The 19,652-nt window shown below is 65.5% G+C and carries 18 protein-coding genes; 1 reads left to right on the top strand and 17 read right to left on the bottom strand.

Annotation, left to right across the window (positions count from 1 at the left end; genetic code table 11):
- Positions 1–9 precede the first annotated feature (9 nt).
- The 15 genes from ACIBW7_RS28215 to ACIBW7_RS28145 form a co-directional block, all read right to left on the bottom strand.
- A complete protein-coding gene (locus tag ACIBW7_RS28215; protein WP_397051365.1) occupies positions 10–1,227 on the bottom strand; it encodes an acyl-CoA dehydrogenase family protein in 1,218 nt (405 codons plus the stop codon).
- Between the two features lie 58 nt (positions 1,228–1,285).
- Complete coding sequence (locus tag ACIBW7_RS28210; protein WP_397051363.1) at positions 1,286–1,906, bottom strand: HAD family hydrolase; 621 nt, start codon at positions 1,904–1,906, stop codon at positions 1,286–1,288.
- Entirely contained in the window at positions 1,903–2,712 is an 810-nt protein-coding gene (locus ACIBW7_RS28205; RefSeq protein WP_397051361.1) for an SDR family oxidoreductase, read from the bottom strand. Before ACIBW7_RS28205 ends, ACIBW7_RS28210 begins: the two co-directional genes overlap by 4 nt.
- Positions 2,712–3,725 carry an NADP-dependent oxidoreductase gene (locus tag ACIBW7_RS28200; protein WP_397051359.1) on the bottom strand — a complete coding sequence of 338 codons (1,014 nt, stop codon included), beginning with the start codon at positions 3,723–3,725 and terminating at the stop codon, positions 2,712–2,714. Before ACIBW7_RS28200 ends, ACIBW7_RS28205 begins: the two co-directional genes overlap by 1 nt.
- A gap of 160 nt (positions 3,726–3,885) precedes the next feature.
- Complete coding sequence (locus ACIBW7_RS28195) at positions 3,886–5,223, bottom strand: MFS transporter (RefSeq protein ID WP_397051357.1); 1,338 nt, start codon at positions 5,221–5,223, stop codon at positions 3,886–3,888.
- Between the two features lie 154 nt (positions 5,224–5,377).
- Entirely contained in the window at positions 5,378–6,364 is a 987-nt protein-coding gene (locus tag ACIBW7_RS28190; protein ID WP_397051355.1) for a VOC family protein, read from the bottom strand.
- Between the two features lie 27 nt (positions 6,365–6,391).
- Positions 6,392–7,465 carry a 4-oxalomesaconate tautomerase gene (locus ACIBW7_RS28185; protein ID WP_397051353.1) on the bottom strand — a complete coding sequence of 358 codons (1,074 nt, stop codon included), beginning with the start codon at positions 7,463–7,465 and terminating at the stop codon, positions 6,392–6,394.
- Positions 7,462–8,169 carry a 4-carboxy-4-hydroxy-2-oxoadipate aldolase/oxaloacetate decarboxylase gene (locus ACIBW7_RS28180; RefSeq protein ID WP_397051351.1) on the bottom strand — a complete coding sequence of 236 codons (708 nt, stop codon included), beginning with the start codon at positions 8,167–8,169 and terminating at the stop codon, positions 7,462–7,464. Before ACIBW7_RS28180 ends, ACIBW7_RS28185 begins: the two co-directional genes overlap by 4 nt.
- Positions 8,166–8,972 carry a DUF1932 domain-containing protein gene (locus tag ACIBW7_RS28175; protein WP_397051349.1) on the bottom strand — a complete coding sequence of 269 codons (807 nt, stop codon included), beginning with the start codon at positions 8,970–8,972 and terminating at the stop codon, positions 8,166–8,168. Before ACIBW7_RS28175 ends, ACIBW7_RS28180 begins: the two co-directional genes overlap by 4 nt.
- On the bottom strand, positions 8,969–9,706 hold the full coding sequence (locus ACIBW7_RS28170) for a PIG-L deacetylase family protein (RefSeq protein ID WP_397051347.1): 738 nt from the start codon (positions 9,704–9,706) through the stop codon (positions 8,969–8,971). Before ACIBW7_RS28170 ends, ACIBW7_RS28175 begins: the two co-directional genes overlap by 4 nt.
- Positions 9,707–10,136: 430 nt before the next feature.
- Complete coding sequence (locus tag ACIBW7_RS28165; protein WP_397051345.1) at positions 10,137–10,802, bottom strand: GntR family transcriptional regulator; 666 nt, start codon at positions 10,800–10,802, stop codon at positions 10,137–10,139.
- Positions 10,803–10,878: 76 nt separating this feature from the next.
- Complete coding sequence (gene yjfF / locus ACIBW7_RS28160; protein ID WP_397051343.1) at positions 10,879–11,892, bottom strand: galactofuranose ABC transporter, permease protein YjfF; 1,014 nt, start codon at positions 11,890–11,892, stop codon at positions 10,879–10,881.
- A complete protein-coding gene (locus ACIBW7_RS28155) occupies positions 11,889–12,920 on the bottom strand; it encodes an ABC transporter permease (RefSeq protein ID WP_397051341.1) in 1,032 nt (343 codons plus the stop codon). Before ACIBW7_RS28155 ends, yjfF begins: the two co-directional genes overlap by 4 nt.
- Positions 12,917–14,449, bottom strand: coding sequence for a sugar ABC transporter ATP-binding protein (locus ACIBW7_RS28150; protein WP_397051339.1), 1,533 nt, complete (start codon positions 14,447–14,449; stop codon positions 12,917–12,919). The genes ACIBW7_RS28155 and ACIBW7_RS28150 overlap by 4 nt, the downstream gene beginning before the upstream one ends.
- Positions 14,450–14,462: 13 nt before the next feature.
- On the bottom strand, positions 14,463–15,422 hold the full coding sequence (locus tag ACIBW7_RS28145; RefSeq protein WP_397051337.1) for an ABC transporter substrate-binding protein: 960 nt from the start codon (positions 15,420–15,422) through the stop codon (positions 14,463–14,465).
- Between the two features lie 239 nt (positions 15,423–15,661).
- Here ACIBW7_RS28145 and ACIBW7_RS28140 point away from each other — a divergent pair, with 239 nt between their 5' ends.
- Positions 15,662–16,732, top strand: a complete 1,071-nt coding sequence (locus tag ACIBW7_RS28140; RefSeq protein WP_397051335.1) for a LacI family DNA-binding transcriptional regulator — start codon at positions 15,662–15,664, stop codon at positions 16,730–16,732.
- 4 nt (positions 16,733–16,736) lie between these two features.
- On the opposite strand, the gene mmsB is transcribed toward ACIBW7_RS28140, so the two are convergent.
- The gene (gene mmsB / locus ACIBW7_RS28135) at positions 16,737–18,053 is read right to left on the bottom strand and encodes a multiple monosaccharide ABC transporter permease (RefSeq protein ID WP_397051333.1); all 1,317 of its coding nucleotides are present in this window, start codon (positions 18,051–18,053) and stop codon (positions 16,737–16,739) included.
- Positions 18,050–19,603, bottom strand: coding sequence for a multiple monosaccharide ABC transporter ATP-binding protein (mmsA, locus tag ACIBW7_RS28130; RefSeq protein ID WP_397051331.1), 1,554 nt, complete (start codon positions 19,601–19,603; stop codon positions 18,050–18,052). The genes mmsB and mmsA overlap by 4 nt, the downstream gene beginning before the upstream one ends.
- Between the last annotated feature and the right edge of the window lie 49 nt (positions 19,604–19,652).

Below are 19,652 nucleotides of genomic sequence, written 5' to 3'. Positions count from 1 at the left end.
CTGCCCGTCCTACGCCCCGGCCCTGAACTTACCGAGTTCGGCGCGCGCGATGGCGCGTTTGTGCACTTCGTCGGGTCCATCGGCCAGGCGCAATGTGCGCAGGTGCGCGTACATGCTGGCGAGCGGGAAATCGTCGGTGACACCGGCCCCGCCGTGCACCTGGATCGCCCGGTCCACGATCCGCAGCGCCATCTCCGGTGCGGCGATCTTGATCGCCGCGATCTCGACCTGGGCCGCCTTATTGCCGACGGTATCCATCATCCAGGCGGCCTTGAGGGTCAGCAGCCGGGCCTGCTCGATATCGATGCGGGCCTCGGCGATCCAGTCCTGGATATTGGCGCGCTCACTCAGCTTCTGCCCGAATGTGATTCGTGATTCTGCGCGTGCGCACATCAGTTCCAGCGCACGTTCGGCCATACCGATGGCGCGCATGCAGTGGTGGATGCGACCCGGGCCGAGCCGGGCCTGGCTGATGGCGAAACCCTCGCCCTCGCCCTTCAATACATCCGTGACGGGGACCCGCACATCGGAGAAATCGATCTCGGCGTGGCCCTCGCGGTCGGCGTAGCCGAAGACCGGCAGATTGCGCATGACCGTGACGCCGGGTGCGTCGATCGGCACGACCATCATCGACTGCTGGCGGTGCTTGGGTGCGTCCGGGTCGGTCTTGCCCATGACGATGAGCACCCTGCAGTTCTTGTGTAATGCGTTGGAGGCGAACCACTTCCGGCCGTTGAGCAGGTAGTGGTCGCCGTCGCGCGTCATGCGCAGCTGGATATTGGTGGCGTCGGAGCTGGCGACGGCGGGCTCGGTCATGGCGAAGGCGGAGCGGATGGTGCCGTTCAGCAGCGGCTCCAGCCAGCGCTCCTTGTGCTCCTGGGTGCCGAAGAGGGTGAACACCTCCATATTGCCGGTGTCGGGCGCCGAACAGTTGCACGCCTCCGGCGCGAGATGCGGGCTGCGGCCCATGATCTCGGCCAGCGGGGCGTATTCCAGATTGGTCAGCCCCGGACCCCATTCAGGGTGCGGATGGAAGAGATTCCACAGGCCGCGGGCGCGGGCCTCGGTCTTGAGGTCCTCGACGATCTGCGGATGGTGGTGCGGATCGCCGGATGCCGCCATCTGCTTCTCGTACTCCGACTCGGCCGGGTATACGCATTCGTCCATGAAGGCGCGCAGATCGCGTTGATACCGCTGGGTGCGCTCGGACGTGCTGAACAGGTCCATCGAGGCTCCGATCGTTGGTGCGGGCGGTCGAAACAGACTGCGCCGCAAGGTGGGTGAATCAGCTAGGGGTTCGCAGCGCGGGCCACAGCAGGGCCGCCGTCGATGCGGCGTCGCGGTGCACGATGCCGCCGAGTCCGAGCAGTTCGGCCGCGGTGATGTTCTGCTCGAGGTCGTCGACCATGATGGTCTGCTCGGGCGCGACACCGAGCCGTTCGCAGCCGACGAGATAGGCCCGACGGGACGGTTTGCGGGTACCGATCTCCGCGGAGATAGTCACCGCGTCGAACATGGCGGGCAGATCGAAGCCCGCGTAGCAGTCGTCGCCGAGCGAATTCGACAGCAGACCGACGCGATAGCCCGCCGTGCGGACACCCGCGACCAGCTCGATCATTTCCGGGTCGGGATGCAGCCGGGACTGGATGCGATCGACAAGGCCCGTATCGTCGATTTCGGCTCCGTGCGCGCGCAGCCGCCGCGCGAACCCGACTTCGAACTCACGCTGACCGATGCGCCCCTCTTCGTGATCCACCAGCAGCGCACTGCTTTCCGGATCGCGGGTGAGCAAACGCAGCGGTAGCCGCGGGTCGCCCAGCTCCGCGCCGAACTCGGCGAAGGCGGCGAGCACGGCGGTGGTGAGCACGCCGCCGAAATCGAACAGTACGGCGGTGCGCCCGCTCATGACAGTGACCTCCGATAGCGCTGCATGCCCGAGATCCACCGGTCGTGATCGGCAGCCTTGCGGTGCAGGAATTCTCGGACCTCCGTGTGGGGCAGCACGAGGAAACGTTCGGCCTCGATCGCCTCGAGCACGCGATCGGCCACGTCGAGCGGAGCCAGCACCGCCCCGGCTCCGGTGACGGCGCGGGTGGCCAGGTCGCCGGCGGATCCGCCGTCCGTGCCGAGTCCGGTGAGCAGGGCGGTATCGACACCCATCGGACACAGGCAGCTGACCCGCACACCGAGATCCCCGTAGGTCACCGCCAGCCACTCGGCGAATCCGACGGCCGCGTGCTTGGAGACGGCGTAGGTGGCCGAACCGATCTGGGTGAGCAGTCCCGCCGCCGAGGCGGTGCTCACGAAGTAGCCGCTGCCGCGCTCGAGCCAGCCCGGGACGAGCAACCGCGCCGCCCGCACGTGGGCCAAGGTGTTGACCTCGAGTGCTTGCTCCCACTGCGCCTCGGTGGCGTCCAGTCCGGGGCCACCGCCGACACCGGCATTCGCGAAGAACATGTCGACCGGGCCGAATTCGGTTGTGGCCGTATCGATGAGCTTGCGGAGATCGGATTCGGATGCGGCGTCAGCGGCCTGTCCGGATACCGCGCCCGGAAATGCCTCGGCGAGTTGACGTGTCGTCGCCGCGAGCCGGTCGGCGTCACGATCGGTGATCAGGACCCGGGCACCGTGCTCGAGCAGGCGTTGCGCGATGGCCGCGCCGATGCCGCCCGCGGCGCCGGTGACGATCGCGACTGCGTTCTCCACGCGCATCAGATCGCCTCGGCATTCAGCCGGACCAGCATCTTGCCGGTATTGGCACCGCGCAGCAGGCCGAGGAAGGCGTCGACAGCGTTGTCGATGCCGGTCAGCACCGTGGTGGGGACGCGGAGGCTGCCGTCACGCACCCAGTCCGCCGCGAGCGCCGCGTACTCTGGTGCGAGGTCACTGTGGTCGGTGACGATGAAGCCGCGCAACGACAATCGGCGCACCACCGCCAGCGCCAGATTCTTCGGGCCGGGCGGCGGGGTTTCGGCGTTGTATCCGGCGACGGCTCCGCACAGGGCGATTCGGCCGAAGTCGCGCGTCGAGCCGATCGCGGCCTGCAAATGGTCGCCGCCGACATTGTCGAAGTAGACATCGATGCCGTCCGGGGCCGCCTCTCGCAGCCGTTTCCCCAGACTGCCCGCCCGGTAGTCGATCGCGGCGTCGTAGCCGAACTCCTCGACGAGCCGCCGTGCCTTCTCCGGACCGCCCGCCGAGCCGATGATCTTGGCCGCGCCGAAGTGCCTGGCCACCCGGCAGGCGGCAAGACCGACGGCACCTGCCGCGCCCGAGATGAATACGACGTCACCCGGACGGACCGGCGCGATTTCCTTCAGACCCACATACGCCGTGAGTCCGGGGATGCCGAGCGGGCCGAGGTAGGTCTCGGCCGGGGCCGGCGTGGTATCGACCACGCGTGCCTGCCCCGCCTGCAACAGCGCGTACTCCCGCCAGCCGAGATCGTGCAGCACTGTCGCGCCGACTTCGATTCCCGGTACGCCCGAGGCGACGACGGTGCCGACCGCGCCGCCGTCCATGGGGGCATCGAGTCGGAACGGCGGAATGTAGGACTTCACGTCGTTCATGCGGTTGCGCATGTACGGATCGACCGATATCCAGTCGTTGCGGACCAGCAACTGCCCACTGCCCGGATCCGGGACATCCGTGGTCACCATCCGGAAATCGGATGGTGCGGGTTCGCCGGTGGGCCGGGCCACCAGATGTACCTCTCGGCTCTTCACGACCAGAAACCTCCATGTTCATGCGCGCTGACCGGGGCGTCCGCGATGGAGCGCGGGTTGCCGGATGGCTCAGAGGTTAGTTGAAGTTGACGTCGGATTCAATTGTTGGATCCGGCCGCGGTGCGGGTGCGCCGGTCACGGCGCACCGGCACCGATCCGATTATGCGGGCTGTGCGGTGACCGCCGCGCGAGCTTCGGCGGCATTGATCGCATCCACCTCGGGATTGCGGCGCACGAAGCTGATCATGAGCAGGGCGATCACCGCCGCCGCGGCGAACATCCCGAATCCGCTGGTGGTCAGTCCGTGCGACAGCAGTACGCCGCCGAACCAGGGGCCGAAGATCGAACCCCACCGGCCCACGCTGGAGACCCAGCCCAATGCGGTGGCCCGCACGCTCGGCAGATAGTACGAACTGGTGGCCGCATAGATCAGGGTCTGCGCGCTGAACAGGAAGCCGCCGGTGACGAAGACGACGGTGTAGGTGACCACCAGCGGCATGTGCAATACCAGCAGGCTGACGCCGATTGCCGTCATCGCGAACCAGATCATCGCCACCGGGCGCGGGCCGAACCGGTCGGCCAGCGGGCCTGCGGTCAGCATCCCCGCGATGCCGCCCAAGTTGATCACCAGCAGGAAGCTGATCGCCGAGCCGAGGTTGTAGCCGTGGCCGCGCATCATGGTCGGCAGCCAGGTGTTCATGCCGTATACCAGCAGCAGGCCGAAGAACGACGCGATCCAGAACAGTAGGGTCGTCTGCCGTACCGAGGATGCGAACAGTGCGCGCACGTCGCCGCGCCGCCGCTGGGCACCCTGCTCAGGCGTGTAGAACTCCAGTGGCACACCATATTTCGCCGCCTGCGCATCAGCTTGCTCGGTGCGGCCGCTGGACAGCAGGTAGGTAATCGATTCCGGTAGCAGCGCCCACACCACCGGCACCAGCAGCAGCGGCAGTGCGCCGAACCAGTACACCGAACGCCAGCCGAGCTCGTGCACGACCGACATGGCCAGCGCACCGGCCAATGCGCCACCGGCCTGGTGGGCGGTCATCAGGAAGGTGACTGCGAAGGCCTTGCGTCCGGCCGGTGCGAATTCCTGCACCAGTGCGATGCAGGTCGGCAGCAGTGCCCCCAGCCCGTAGCCGGAGATGAAACGAGCCAGGGCGAACGCGCCGACCGACGGTGCAGCGGCCGCGCCGGCCGAGGCGATCGAAAAGATGATCACCCCGGTGATGAGGATCTTGCGCCGTCCGATGCGGTCGGTGAGCAGACCGGCGCTGAGGGCGCCGAGCAGCATGCCGAAATTGGTGAGGCTGCCGATATCGCCACCCATGGACTTGGTCAGGTGGAATGCCTTGTCGTCGAGCACGCCGGGGAGTACCGCGCCGTAGACGAACAGATCGAGACCGTCGAGCAGGACGAGGAACCAGCACAGTGCGATGACGCGGGCCGCCAGTCGGGAAATGGCGGTGTTGCCGCCGGGCAGAGCTATCGAGGACAACGGCGTCTCTTTCGTCCAAGGGTGTGCATCATAGTGACGCAGGTTACAGTGTTTGAGATATAGTGCACAATATCGCCATCAAAATTGTTAACAATCAAGAAATGTGTGCGAGCGGAGATGGGTGCGCCTTGGGTTGCGGCGTTGCGAAGGGGGATCAGCGTTCAGCGGAAGTCGCCTGTTCTTCGCGCGCCAACTCCTCGGCAGTCGGGGTGCCATGCGTGTGGAACGACTCGATGGTCTTCAGCCCCCAGGCCTGTCCCTTGGCGCGTTCGGTCTCGGTCCAGTCCACCCGTTTCCAGTCGGGTGCCAGGATCAGCCGCGCGCCGGGGTTGCACAGTTCGATGCGGTTGCCGCCCGGCTCGTAGACGTAGAGGAAGAAGGTCTGCTGGATGGCGTGTTTATGCGGCCCGGTCTCGATGAATACGCCTTGGTCGAGGGCGACGTCGCATGCGCGCAGGATGTCGTGGCGGCTGTCGGCGGCGAATGCGATGTGGTGCAGTCGTCCGGACTTGCCGAGATTGTCCTTGGTGTAGACGATGTCGTAGCTCTTATTGGTGAAGGTGGTCCAGGTCCCCGCCACGGTGCCGTTGTCGAGCACGATCTGCTCGGTGGTCATCGCGCCGAGCGTGTCGACCAGGAAGTCGCGGTTGTCCACCGGGGTCTTGCCGAGGAAGTTGACGTGATCCAGCCGTCGTGCCGGTACGCCGCCGCAGGGATAGGCCGCGGCCTGGTTCTTCAGCGACGGCCGGATGTCGTCGCCGCATTCGAACCACTCGGCCTCGTAATAGAGGCCGAATTCGTGGCCGTCCGGATCGGTGAACAGGTAGGTGGGGCCGAAGCCCGGTTCGCCGTCGGTCCAGCCGATGCCGCGACCGACCGCTTCGATCACTGCGACTCGCTGCTGCAGCGCTTCCGGACTCGTCGCGCGCAGATAGGTGCGGGCGATCCCAGCATGCCGGTGGGCACGCAGGGTGATGGTGTGGTGCTGGTAGTCGTCCCAGGCGTGCAGGTAGACCAGGTCGGCGTCGGCGCCGACCACCCGCAGGCCGAGGAAGTCGGTGAAGAAGCCGACGCTCTCGTCCAGCTTCGGGGTGAGCAACTGCACGTGCGCCAGATGCGCGATCTCGTGACGGGGTGCCATATTCGGTCCTCCTTGACCAACGGCGCATCAAATGCGGGGAAAAGCCGTACCGGCGAACAGTTTTCGAGCGGTTCGCACCACACCGGCCGAACGCACCAGCGGCGGGGTGACGGTGGTATCCAGGTCGATATCGACCAGCAGATGCCCGGACGGGTGCTCCACGTCTATCCGCTGCGGTCGGCCCGCGGTGGGGTCGTGGCCGACCGCTCCCGGAGTCATCATTGCCGTTACCGCGCTGATCGCGGCGAACACGCCGATCGAAGTATGTGGTTGGACGGGGATGAAGGAGCGGGTGCACACTCGGCCGCCGTCGCGGGCGGAGGCGAGCAATACCGTCTTGGGTATCGACGACTGTGACACGTCGCCGAGACCCATCAGTTGGGCGGCCTTGCGGCGCAGGCGGTCTACGCGGTCCAACAAGGCGGTGTCAGCGGCCAGTTCGGCGTGCGCCTCGTAGCCGGTCAGCCCGAAACTCGTCGCGGTCGCAACCACGACCGGCATGCCGTTGTCCACGCAGGTGACGTCGATACCGTCGATGCTGTCGCGCAGTCGTCCGGTGGGGAAAAGTCCTTCTGTGGCCGAGCCCGCGGTATCGGTGAACGACAACACCACCGGTGCCGCGGCGCCGGGGACGCCATCGATGGTGGTGTCGCCGTTGTAGACCGGCAGCCCGTCGCGAATCGGGAAGCTTGCGGTCGCGAGGCTGCCGGAATTGATCAGGTGGATACGGACACTCGCACTGTCACCGGTCGCGGTCACCATTCCGGTCTCCACTGCGAACTGGCCGACACCGGCGAGGATATTGCCGCAGTTCTGCTTATCCGACACCGTCGGCTGATCGACGCCCAACTGCAGGAACAGATAGTCGACGTCGACGCCTGAACGCTGCGATGGCGAGACTATCGCCACCTTGCTGGTCAGCGACGTGGCCCCGCCCATGCCGTCGATCTGCCGCGGATCCGGCGTGCCCATGATCCGCAGCAGCAGATCATCGCGCGCCGGCGGATCCGCGGGCAGATCGACCGCCCGGAAATACCCGCCCTTGGATGTTCCGCCCCTCATCCATATGCACGGAACACCTTGGTCGGCAACCGGATTCATTGCCGTTCCTTGGCGATGTAGTCGTCGTAGGAGAGATAGGTGATGCCGAATTCGTCGAGGCGGTCGCGCAGGCCGTAGCGGTCCAGGCCGAGCTCACCCCGCTGGAACGCTCGGCGGCCGTCCTCTTCCTTGGCCACGCGGGCGGCCGAAAGTTCCAGTACCTCGGGGACTTTCAGGCGCGGCACGCAGGCGACGCCGTCGTCGTCGGCGACGATCACGTCACCGGCGTGAATCACCTGGCCCTCCAGCACGATCGGCACATTGATCGCCCCGGCGGTCGCCTTGACCGACCCCTGCGCACTCACGGCTGTCGACCAAGCGGGAAAGCCCATCTCCCGCAGCTCCGCGACATCCCGGACACCGCAACCCAATACGACGCCGCGCACACCGCGACGCTGCAGCGCGGTCGCGAACAGCTCGCCGAAGAGTCCGTCTGTGGAAGGCGAATTCGTCACCACCACAAGGACATCGCCTTCGATGCACTGTTCGACCGCCACATGGATCATCAGGTTGTCGCCGGGCCAGCACACCACGGTGACGGCGGTGCCGCCGATCCGCGCCCCCGGCCAGGCCGGACGCAGCCGCGGACCCAGATATCCGACCCGACCGGCGGCTTCGTGCACGGTCGCGACACCGTACGCACCCAGTCGGGCGGCATCCTCGATTGACGCGCGCGGCGGATCGGTCACCACAATGGACTTCATAGGCCTTCCTCTCCTTGTCGATGCGGTGCGGCAATGGCCTGCAAGGCATCTCGGGTGGCGGACGCGATATGCGGGGTGATGCCGAGGTCGGTCAGTTGCTGCGCGGCGGCCGCCATCTCCTCGGCCCGGCGGTTCGCGTGCGTGTAAGTGCCGCTGATCAGCCGGTCGATCATGTTCGCGTCGAAATTCACGAACTCGGTGGTCAAATGCTCGTGGAACCACTCGGCGCAGCCGGCCGCCGCTGCCCCCGCCATCGCCTCGACGACTGCCGCAGCCAAGCCCTTGTAGACCACACTGCGCAGCAGCTTGCGCGAACTCGCGGCACCGATCGGGCCGTCGACCAGCTTGATCGCGCCCCCGAGACCGCTCATCATGGTCCCGAACAGCGGTGCTGCGGGACCGGCGGCCGTCATCGGGGTGTTCAGGCCTTTTCCTGGCACCGGGGCCATGATCGCGACATCCACGAGTTCGCCGCCGACATCTTCGACCAACTCGGCCAGCTGCACCTTCAACGCGGGCGAAACGGTATTCGCCTCCGCCCAAACGGTGCCCGGTCGCAGCCCGGGCAGGGCGGCCCGCAGCACGGACTCCGCTTCGTTTCCGGTGGTCAGGTTGAAGACCAACTCCGCGTCACGGACCGCGTCGGCGTCATCGGAGCGCTGCGTAACACCCTCCGGTGCAACGACTTTCGGATCGAATCCGCGCACATCGGCTCCCGCCACGACGAGATCGCGGGCGAAAGCGCCACCGGCTTCACCGAATCCGAGCACCGCGACGCGGAGCTGGTGCGCAGGGGTATTCACGACAGCCGAGTGGTGACGTGCGGGTAGTGGCGCACGAACGCCTCGGCGCGACTGTTCTTCAATAGTCCCAGGTTCGGGCCCGCATTGCGTTCGAGCTGCACGCCGCGGCGCGCGGCCAGATCCTCGTAGTAGGTCCACATGTGCTCCTGAGCGCCGAGACAGCGCATTGCCTTGCGCTTGGTCTCGAACACCTCGGTGATATCGAGCAGCACGTCGGGGCGAAACTCCGACATCTCCGACTGATGTGGTTCGAAGCTGAAGACCGGGGGAGCGCCCAATGCCTCGCCGGGAGCGTCGTAGCCGACGGCCTGGGCCAGGATGCGGGCCTGCAGCGCCATCCGGGCGGCCGCGGGATGGTCGCCGTTGTACGGGTCGACCAGGGTATGGGTGAGCACCACGGTCGGGGTGACCTCGCGGTAGACGCGCACCAGCTGGTCGGTCAATTCCTGCGATTCGAGCAGCGGGTAGTCGCCGGCATCGAGGAAGCGGATATCGGCCCCGAGTACGTCGGCGGCCGCCTCGGCCTCACTGCGCCGCAGCGCCTTGATCTCGTCGAGGGCCTTGCCCTCCCGCCAGGCCTTGGCCGACTCACCGCGCTCGCCATAGCTCAGGCACACCACGGTTGCCCGCTCGCCGCGTGCCGCGGCCAGCGCGATCGTGCCGCCCGCGCGCCAGACGAAGTCGCCCGCGTGGGCACTCACCACCAGTAGCGATTCGGTTGCGTTCTCGGCCATCGCCTCACCTCACTCGATCACGGATGCCGCACCATGCGGCGGAGCACGGACATGCGTTGTAGCTCACGTCCGCTATCACGGTAGATTTTTGTCGGCAAAATTGTCAACAATTTTGGTGACGAAGTCTTGGAGCCGTGATGATCGGTTGGGTCTGGGACGGGCCTGCCGCAACAGGCAGGCGAAGGCGAACGGTCAGTGAAGACGTATGAGCGGCGGTTGCGGCACCTTTTACGACAACGGCGCCAAGCAACAACTGTCCCATCTGCCGTCCACAAGGACATGAGCGCCGGTGTGCTTGCTTCGGTGCTGGTGCTGGTGCTGGTGCTGGTGCTGGTGCGGGTTGCTGCGGCGCTGGTGTCGCTCAACGAGGCACGGCTCACTGCTTGCTGGTACCGCTGCCGATCCTCGTCGGGCCGAATTGATCTCGTGCTCAGTCGAAGTCGCCGACCGCGGCGATGACACTGTCCAGGTGCGCACGCATTGCCTGCTCGGCACCGGCAGGATCGTGCGCGATCACGGCCTCGATCACAGCAAGATGCTCGCCGAGCGAGGTCTGCGGACGCCCCGGCCGCAGCGACAACTGGAACTGGAACCGCACCACCTGGGTATTGAGCCGCCCGATCAGATCACTGGCGATCGATTGACCGGCAATCTCGGCGAGCGCCGCATGCAACTCATGGTTGAGCTCGGAATACTTCAGCGGCGCACTCTCCTGCACCGCGGCGGTCAGCTGATCGGCATACTCGCGCAGCCGCTCCACATCGGCCGGGCCGGCATGTTCGGCCGCCTTGGCGGCAATCAAACCTTCGAGCGCCCTACGGCATTCGAGGATTTCGACGGCCTGCTGCTTGGTAACCCGGCGCACCCGAGCACCCCGATTATGGATTCGCTCGATCAACCCTTCTGCCACCAACTCGTCGATGGCGGCCCGCACACTCCCCCTGGTGACCCCGAACTGCTCGACCAACTCCGCTTCGACAAGCCGCTGTCCAGGCGCCACCTCCCCCTGTCGAACGGCACGCCGCAACCGCTCCACCGCAATGGCTTTGCCCTGCGTTCCCCGCTCCAACTCGGAAGTCTGCGACACTGACACCATCCTGTTCAGGCGACCATATTGTTAGAAATTATGCCAACAATTCGTCGAGTCACCCAACGACACCCCTGTGGAGGCATTATCCGTCGCGCGTTGCGATGGTGCGCTGGAGCAGGATGAAGGCGAGTAGCAGGACGCCGACGAAGATCTTGGTCCACCAGGAACTCAGGGTGCCTTCGAAGCTGATGATGGTCTGGATTACGCCGAGGGTCAGTACGCCGAGTACCGAGCCGAGGACGAATCCGGAGCCGCCGGTGAGTAGGGTGCCGCCGATAACTACCGCGGCGATGGCGTCGAGTTCCATACCGACGGCGTGCAGGCTCCAGCCGGACAGGGTGTAGAGCGTGAATAGGATGCCCGCGAGTGCCGAGCAGAAGCCGCTGATCGCGTACACGGCGACCTTGGTCCTGGCCACCGGTAGCCCCATCATGAGTGCCGACTGTTCGTTGCCGCCGATCGCGTACGCGGTGCGACCGAGCCGGGTGTAGTGCAGGACGACGAACGCCGCTGCGACGATCACCAGCGCGACGATCATGCCCACCGTCAGGAATACGTCCCCGCCGAGCCGGAATCGACGCTGCGCCAGATCCGTATACACCGGTTCGGTGATCGTGATCGAATCCGTGCTGATCACATACGCCAGCCCGCGCGCGAGGAACATCCCGGCCAGCGTGACGATGAACGGCTGGATCTCGAAGTAGTGGATGACCGCGCCCATCGCGGCGCCGAAGAGCGTGCCGCCGACCAGCATGAGTGGCATGACCAGCAGCGGCGGCCAACCGTGCCCGGTCACCAGCCACGCCGAGACCACTGTGGACAGGGCCAGCACCGCACCGACGGACAGGTCGATGCCGCCGGTGAGGATCACGAAGGTCGTCCCGACGGCGAGGACCAGCAGAAAGGCGTTGTCTATGAACAGGTTCACGAAAACCTGCGGATAGCCGAATGCCGGATAGCGCATCACTGCGACGCCGTAGATGACGGCGAACAGTGCCGCGGTCGCCAGCACCGGGATATATCGGCTGCGGTGTCCGCGCATCGTGGGTCGGCGCAGCACAGGTCGGACGGCGCGGGCCTGGGTCAGCACGTTCATGTAGTCGCCTCCGTCGCTGTCGATGGAATACTCGGTCGGGATCGGCGGCGAAAGACCTTGGCGCGGAACGCCGGTGACTGGATCAGGCATACCGCGATCACCACGACCGCCTTGGAGACCAGCGTCGTCTCCGGTGGCACCCCGACGGTGTAGATCGTGGTGGTGAGCGTCTGGATCACCAGCGCCCCGAGGACGGTGCCGCCGAGCTGAAATCGCCCACCGGTCAATGCGGTACCGCCGATGACGACCGCGAGAATCGCATCGAGTTCGATCCACAGTCCGGCGTTATTGCCATCCGCCGCAGAGACATTCGAGCTGATCATCAGTCCCGCGATCGCCGCACAACACGCACAGACCGCGTACACCGCGACGATCAGACCACCGGCCCGGATGCCGACCAGACGTGCCGCCTCGGCATTACCGCCCACCGATTCCAGCAGCAGCCCGAGCGCACTGCGCCGCAACAACAACGCGAGCCCAGCGAACACTGCGGCGGCGACCAATACGGGCACCGGCAGGCCGAGCAGATAACCACCACCGATGACTTTGTACGGCGGACTGTTGATCGTGATGATCTGGCCGGACGTAATCAGCTGTGCGACACCGCGTCCGGCCACCATCAGGATCAATGTCGCCACGATCGGCTGAATCCCGAAGCGCGCCACCAACACTCCGTTCCACAGTCCGAGCGCGACCGCCACGCCGAGCGCGATCAGCACCGCGACGGCGACGCCCGCGGCATCGGCCTGATCCGGCATATCGCTGATGTGCAGACAGGCCAGCGCACCCGCGATCGCCACGACCGTGCCGACCGACAGGTCGATGCCGCGCGTCGCGATGACCAGCGTCATGCCGAGCGAGATCAGCACCAGTGGTGCGCCGTAGCGCAGGATATCGATCAGGCTGCCGTAGAGGTGTCCGTCCTGGATGCGGATCGACAGGAAGCCGGGTGTGAACGCGACGTTGACGATCAGCAAGGCGATGAGCGCGGCCGCGGGCCAGAACAGGTGGCTTCGGATAATCGTCATGAAATCGCCCCGCTCGCAATGGTTTCGGTGAGGCGATCCATGGTCAGGGTGGCATCGTTGACGAGTTCGGCGACCAGCCGCCGATCGCGCAGGATCGCCACCTTGTGACTCAGCCGCAGTACCTCCTCGAGTTCGGCGGAGATGAACAGCACCGACATGCCCTCCTCGGACAGCGAGATGACCAGTCGCTGGATTTCCGCCTTGGCGCCGATATCGATGCCGCGGGTCGGTTCATCGAGGATCAACAGTTTCGGCCGGGTGGCCAGCCAGCGGGCCAGCAGCACCTTCTGCTGGTTGCCGCCGCTGAGAAATTTCACCGGCGTATCCGGATCGGCCGGGACGATCCGCAGCGAGGTGAGGTACCCGGCGACGAGTTCGTCGCGCTTGCGCGCCGGCAGCGGCCGGGCCCAGCCGCGCGCGGCCTGGACCGCGAGCACGATATTGTCGCGCACCGACAGGTCGAGGATCAGGCCCTGGGATTTGCGATCTTCGGGACAGAAGGCGATCCGGTGGTCGATCGCGGCGCGCGGCGAGCGCAGTGCCGTCGGTGCGCCCGCCACGCGGAGGTTCCCGGTGGACGCGCGGTCGGCACCGAAGAGCAGTCGCGCCACCTCGGTGCGGCCGGAGCCGAGCAGTCCGGCCAACCCGACGACTTCGCCGTCCCGGACGGTGAGATCGAAGGGCGCGACAGAATTGCGGCGCCCGCCGATCCCGGTGGCTTGCAACAGCGGATCGTGGCGCGCGACCACCGCCGGATCCGGTTTCTCGTGCTCGATCTCGTCGAGCGTGCGCAGCGCCGTGCCGAGCATGTGCGCGATGAGATCCTTCTGGTCCAGCTGTGCCACCGGATATTCGCCGACGAGAGTTCCGTTGCGCAGCACGGTTGCCCGGTCGCAGATCTCGAAGATCTGATCGAGGAAGTGGGTGACGAATCCGATCGCCACGCCCTCGGCGGCAAGCCTGCGCATCACCGCGAACAGTTGCTCGACCTCACCGGAGTCCAGCGATGAGGTCGGCTCGTCCAGGATGAGGACCCTCGCATCCAGGTCGACAGCTCGGGCGATGGCGATGAGCTGTTGTACCGCAAGCGAATACGACCCGAGTGGAGCCGCCACATCGATGTTCAGATGCAGTCTGGCCAGCAGCCGGGCGGCATCGCGACGCATCGTGGCGAAGCGGATCAGACCGGCTCGCCGCGGTTCCCGTCCGATGTAGATGTTCTCCGCCACCGACAGATTCGGGCACAGATTCACCTCCTGATAGACGGTGCTCACCCCGGCCCGCAGCGCCTGCTGCGGGCCGGTGAATCGCACTGGGCGACCGTCGAGTTCGATGGTCCCGGCGTCGGCGTCGTGGATTCCGGTGAGCACCTTGATGAGGGTGGATTTGCCCGCACCGTTCTCACCGACCAGTGCGTGTATCTCACCGGGGAACAGCCGCAGGTCCACTTCGGACAGCGCGGTGACGCCGGCGAAACGCTTGACAATGCCCGACATCCGAAGTGCAGGTGTGACAGTCGATTCCGACATGCGCGGCTCCGGCTCAGTACGTACGAGTGGGCAGCGCGGCGGCGGCCTGGTCCTGGGTGTAGACGCCTTCGTCGGTGACGATCCGCTTGGGCGTCGGGTGACCCGCCACAACCTCCTTGGTGATCTCCATCAGCTTCGGGCCGAGCAGCGGATTGCATTCGACCACGACGTTGATCTTGCCGTCGGCCATGGCCTGGAAGGCATCTCGGGTCCCATCGATCGAGATGATCTTGATGTCCTTACCCGGCTTCAGCCCGGCTTCCTCGATCGCCTGGATCGCACCGAGCGCCATATCGTCGTTGTGCGCGTACAACACGTTGATATCGCGGTGCGCGGCCAGGAATGCCTGCATCACCTCTTTACCCTTGGCGCGGGTGAACTCCGCGGTCTGTGATGCGATGATCTTGAACTTCGGGTCGGCGCCGATGATCTCCTGGAAACCCTTCTTCCGATCCGTCGCGGGCGCGGATCCGGTAGTGCCCTGCAACTCCGCGATATTCACGGTGTCGTTCGAGTTCTTGGTCGCGTCGACGAGCCAATTCGCCGCCCTGCGGCCCTCTTCGACGAAATCCGAGCCGAGGAAGGTCACATACAGCGAGGTGTCGGCCGAGTCGACCGCGCGGTCGGTGAGGATCACCGGAATCTTGGCGTCCTTGGCCTCCTTCAGGACGGTGTCCCATCCGGATGCGACGACGGGGGAGAAGGCAATGACGTCCACACGCTGCTGGATGAAGGTGCGGATCGCCTTGATCTGGTTTTCCTGTTTTTGTTGGGCGTCAGCGAATTTCAGCTGTATTCCGGCTGCGGCCGCGGCGTCCTGGATGGATTTCGTATTCGCGGTGCGCCAACCGCTTTCAGCGCCTACCTGGGAGAACCCGAGTACGGTCTGGTCGCTTCCCGAGCTGCCGCAGCCGATGGCTGTTGCTGCGGTGAGGACAAGTGCGCTGGCGGTGATCAGAAGCCTCTTCAACACGATCAGGCTCTCCCTTGAATTGTGAAACGTGTTGCACCGAGGTGCGGTAGTCCTGTTAGTGTTAGCGCTCACATTCTTCTAGTCAAGAGCTCTGAGGGCCGTAATCTGGTGGCGACGACTGGATATCGGTTGCCGAGGTCGGCACGGTAGTTCGGGTCGTGGTGCGGCCATCGGCTGTGTGAGCGTTAACCTGGGGGAAGCCGGGACGACTATTCGACGCGACGCTTGGAAGGTGGGATGTGAGGGACAGAGACGGATTTGCCGCCGGGGACACCTCAACGGCGGTTCGACCGACGGGCGCGCGCCCGGCGGTCATGACCGATGTCGCCAAACTCGCCGGAGTCTCCCATCAGACCGTGTCGCGGGTGCTCAACGGCAGCGCGAACGTGCGCCCGGAGACCCGCGAGCGGGTATTGCGCGCCGTCGAACAACTCGGCTACCGACCCAACGCCATGGCCAGGGGTCTGGTCAGCAGGCGCTCGAATATGCTCGGCGTGGTCAGTTTCGACACCATCCTGTACGGCCCGGCATGCACCCTGCTCGGCATCGAACGTGCCGCTCGCGCAGCTGGTTACGGTGTCAGCATCTTCGCGCTGGAGACGGTGGACCGCTCCAGTGTGCTGGCGGCCGCGAACAGCCTGGCCGATCAGGGTGTGGACGGGATCATCGTCATCGCCCCGCAGATGGCCGCCGCCGCGGCACTGCACAATCTGCCCGAACGCCTGCTGGCCGTCGCGGTCGAGGCCGGACAGGACAGCGGCTTGCCGTCGGTTTCGGTGGATCAGGTCGAGGGTGCCCGCCTGGCGGTGCAGCATCTGCTCGATCTGGGGCATCGCACGGTATGGCAGGTCGCCGGTCCCAGTGACTGGCTGGAGGCACGCGACCGCATCGAGGGCTGGCGACGCACGCTGGAGGCCGCGGGCGCGCCGATCCCCCCGGTGATCGGTGGGGATTGGAGTGCCCGCTCCGGATACGAAGCGGGCCTGCTGCTCGCCGCGCAGCCCGATGTGACCGCGGTATTCGCGGCCAATGACCAGATGGCGCTCGGCATGCTGCGCGCCTTCACCGAACGCGGTATCCGCGTACCCGCCGACATCTCGGTGGTCGGGTTCGACGATATTCCGGAGGCCGCTTACCTTTCGTCGCCGCTCACGACCGTCCGGCAGGACTTCGACGAGGTGGGCCGCCGCAGTATGCAGATGTTGTTGCGGCTCTTGGAATTCGACGGCACCACCGCCGAACCGGCATCGCCGTCGGTGGTGCCGACGCTGGTCACGCGCGACAGCACGGCGGCACCGGCCCAGCGGTGAAGGGTCAGGCCGCAGCGCGCTTCTTGTTGTAGACGTCGAATGCCACTGCGGCCAGCAGCACCAGGCCCTTGATGACCAACTGCCAGTCGCTGCCGACGCCGAGCATCGACATGCCGTTGTTCATCACGCCCATCACCAGCGCTCCGACAATGGCGCCGACGACCGTGCCGATACCGCCGCTGGCCGACGCGCCACCGACGAATGCCGCGGCAATGGCGTCGAGCTCGAAGTTCTGTCCCGCCTTCGGAGTTGCCGCACCGAGCCGGGCCGCGAAGATGACACCCGCCAGCGCCGCGAGCACGCCCATATTCACGAAAACCCAGAACGTATTGGCCTTGGTATTCACCCCGGACAGTTGTGCGGCCTTCTCGTTGCCGCCGACGGCGTAGATCTGGCGCCCGATCACCGACCGGTTCATGACGAACGAATACAGCACGATCAACACGATCAGGATGACGCCGATAATCGGAATCCCGTTGTAGGACGCCAATACGAAACTAAAGGCCAGGATGACCGCGCCGAGCGCCGCCAACTTCGCGATGAACAGCGAGCGCGGTCCGGCAGGCAGACCGTAGGAGTGGCGGCGTTGGCGCACCCGCCATTGCGACCACACCAGGGCCGCCACCGCGAGCACGCCGATGAGCAAGGTCAAACCGTTCAGCTCACCGACGCGCAGCCGGATGGCGATTCCGTTGAACCCGGCGAACTGAACGGCGTGCAGCGGCAACCAATTCGGTAGGTACCCGGCCGCGATATTCACGAAGCCCTGCGGGAACGGGCCGATCGACTGGCCTTTGAGCACCAGTTGCGCCAGTCCACGGAACAGCAGCATGCCGCCGAGGGTGACGATGAACGCCGGAATTTTGACGTAGGCGATCCAATACCCTTGCCACGCACCGATGGCCGCGCCCATCGCGACGGCCGCCAGCACGACAAGCGGCCACGGCCAGTGCCACTGCACGATGGCGATACCGGTCACCGCACCGACCAGCGCGCACAGTGATCCGACCGACAGGTCGATGTGCCCGTTGATGATCACCAGCATCATCCCGATGGCCAGCACCAGGATGTAGCCGTTCTGCAGGATGACATTGGTGACATTGAGCGGCGTCAACAGGCTGACACCGTCGGAAAGCTTTGCCGTGGTGAGGATTTGGAACAGCAGCGTGATCACCACGAGCGCCACGATCATGCCGTATTGGCGCACATTGCCGCGCAGGGTGCGGCGCAGGGCAGCGAGCGCGCCGACCTGTTTCTGCTCGACGGCCTTCGCGATAACCTCCGCGGAGTCGTCGTCTTCAAGTTTGTCCAGCAATGTCATTCGGGTACCGCCTCGGCTGTGGCGGTGCCGCGTGTCATCAGTTTCATGACAGCCTCCTGTGTGGCTTCGTGTTTCGGAAGTTCCCCGGTGATGCGGCCCTGGCTCATCGCGTAGACGCGGTCACACAGGCCGAGTAATTCCGGCAGTTCCGAGGAGATGATCAGCACGCCTTTTCCGGCTGCGGCGAGCTGCTGAACGATCAGGTAGATCTCGTATTTGGCGCCGACGTCGATACCGCGGGTCGGCTCGTCGAGGATCAGCAGATCGGGTTCGGTGAAGATCCATTTGCCGAGTACGACCTTCTGCTGGTTTCCGCCGGAGAGGTTGCCCACCTTCTGGAATACCGTCGGCGTCTTCACCGTCAGCCGGGTGCGCAGGCGCTCGGCTTCGACGATCTCGCGGTGGGTGTCGATGACGGCGTGCCGCGAGACCGCGGGGAGATTGGCGAGGGTCATATTGCGTCGGATGTCCTCGTCGAGGATCAATCCGTATTGTTTACGGTCCTCCGAGACATAGGCGATCCCCGCGCCGATCGCATCGCGCACCGACGAAACGCGCAGTACCGCACCATCTTTGCGTATTGTCCCGCGAATATTGCGGCCGTAGGACCGGCCGAAAACACTCATCGCCAATTCGGTGCGCCCGGCACCCATCAATCCGGCGATGCCGACGATTTCACCGCGCCGTACGTTGAGTGCGGCGTCCCGGACGATCCGGCGATCGGCGATGGTCGGGTGGTCGACATTCCAATCGGCGATCTCGAAGAACACCTCGCCGATCTGCGGATCCGCCCGCGGCGGGAACCGGTGGTCGAGATCGCGCCCGACCATCCCCTTGATAATGCGATCCTCGGTGACCTCCGCGGCCGCCGCATCCAAGGTCTCGATGGTGCGGCCGTCGCGCAGCACGGTTATCGAATCGGCGACCTCGAGCACTTCATTGAGCTTGTGCGAGATAAGGATCGAGGTGATGCCCTGTTCGCGCAGTTGCCGCAGCAGTGCGAGCAGGCTCGCACTGTCGGTCTCGTTGAGTGCCGCGGTCGGTTCGTCGAGGATGAGCAATCGCACCTGTTTGGACAGCGCCTTGGCGATCTCCACCAGCTGCTGTTTACCGACACCCAAAGCGGCGACCAGGGTTTCGGGATCCTCGACGAGACCGACCTGCCGCATCAGCAGCATCGCCTGCCGATTGGTCTCGTGCCAGTCGACGGTCCAGCTGCGCAGCCGTTCATTGCCGAGGAAGATATTCTCCGCGATCGAAAGCTGCGGCACCAGCGCCAATTCCTGGTGGATGATCGCGATCCCCGCCGCCTCGCTACCGCGAATATCCTTGAATGCCACATCGGTACCGTCCATGCGGATCTGTCCGCTGTAGGAGCCGTGCGGGTAGACGCCGCTGACCACCTTCATGAGCGTGGATTTGCCCGCGCCGTTCTCGCCGACCAGCGCGTGGATTTCGCCGTCGGCCACCGCGAAATCGACCGCGTCGAGCGCTTTTACGCCGGGGAATTCCATGGTGATTCCGCGCATTTCGAGAATGTGCTTGGTCATGGGCTGTGTCCTTTACGCATGCCCGATGGGCCCTCCGTGGTTATGCCGG

Origin of the sequence: Nocardia sp. NPDC049526 (assembly GCF_044465765.1) — a bacterium.
In the GTDB taxonomy this organism is placed as follows: domain Bacteria; phylum Actinomycetota; class Actinomycetes; order Mycobacteriales; family Mycobacteriaceae; genus Nocardia.
This window is presented reverse-complemented; position numbering and strand designations above follow the sequence as displayed.

Coding starts and splice junctions, on each gene's coding strand:
- ACIBW7_RS28215 (WP_397051365.1), bottom strand. CDS start 1,227: ATGGACCTGTTCAGCACGTCCGAGCGCACCCAGCGGTATCAACGCGAT.
- ACIBW7_RS28210 (WP_397051363.1), bottom strand. CDS start 1,906: ATGAGCGGGCGCACCGCCGTACTGTTCGATTTCGGCGGCGTGCTCACC.
- ACIBW7_RS28205 (WP_397051361.1), bottom strand. CDS start 2,712: ATGCGCGTGGAGAACGCAGTCGCGATCGTCACCGGCGCCGCGGGCGGC.
- ACIBW7_RS28190 (WP_397051355.1), bottom strand. CDS start 6,364: ATGGCACCCCGTCACGAGATCGCGCATCTGGCGCACGTGCAGTTGCTC.
- ACIBW7_RS28185 (WP_397051353.1), bottom strand. CDS start 7,465: ATGAATCCGGTTGCCGACCAAGGTGTTCCGTGCATATGGATGAGGGGC.
- ACIBW7_RS28180 (WP_397051351.1), bottom strand. CDS start 8,169: ATGAAGTCCATTGTGGTGACCGATCCGCCGCGCGCGTCAATCGAGGAT.
- ACIBW7_RS28170 (WP_397051347.1), bottom strand. CDS start 9,706: ATGGCCGAGAACGCAACCGAATCGCTACTGGTGGTGAGTGCCCACGCG.
- ACIBW7_RS28165 (WP_397051345.1), bottom strand. CDS start 10,802: ATGGTGTCAGTGTCGCAGACTTCCGAGTTGGAGCGGGGAACGCAGGGC.
- yjfF (WP_397051343.1), bottom strand. CDS start 11,892: ATGAACGTGCTGACCCAGGCCCGCGCCGTCCGACCTGTGCTGCGCCGA.
- ACIBW7_RS28155 (WP_397051341.1), bottom strand. CDS start 12,920: ATGACGATTATCCGAAGCCACCTGTTCTGGCCCGCGGCCGCGCTCATC.
- ACIBW7_RS28150 (WP_397051339.1), bottom strand. CDS start 14,449: ATGTCGGAATCGACTGTCACACCTGCACTTCGGATGTCGGGCATTGTC.
- mmsB (WP_397051333.1), bottom strand. CDS start 18,053: ATGACATTGCTGGACAAACTTGAAGACGACGACTCCGCGGAGGTTATC.
- mmsA (WP_397051331.1), bottom strand. CDS start 19,603: ATGACCAAGCACATTCTCGAAATGCGCGGAATCACCATGGAATTCCCC.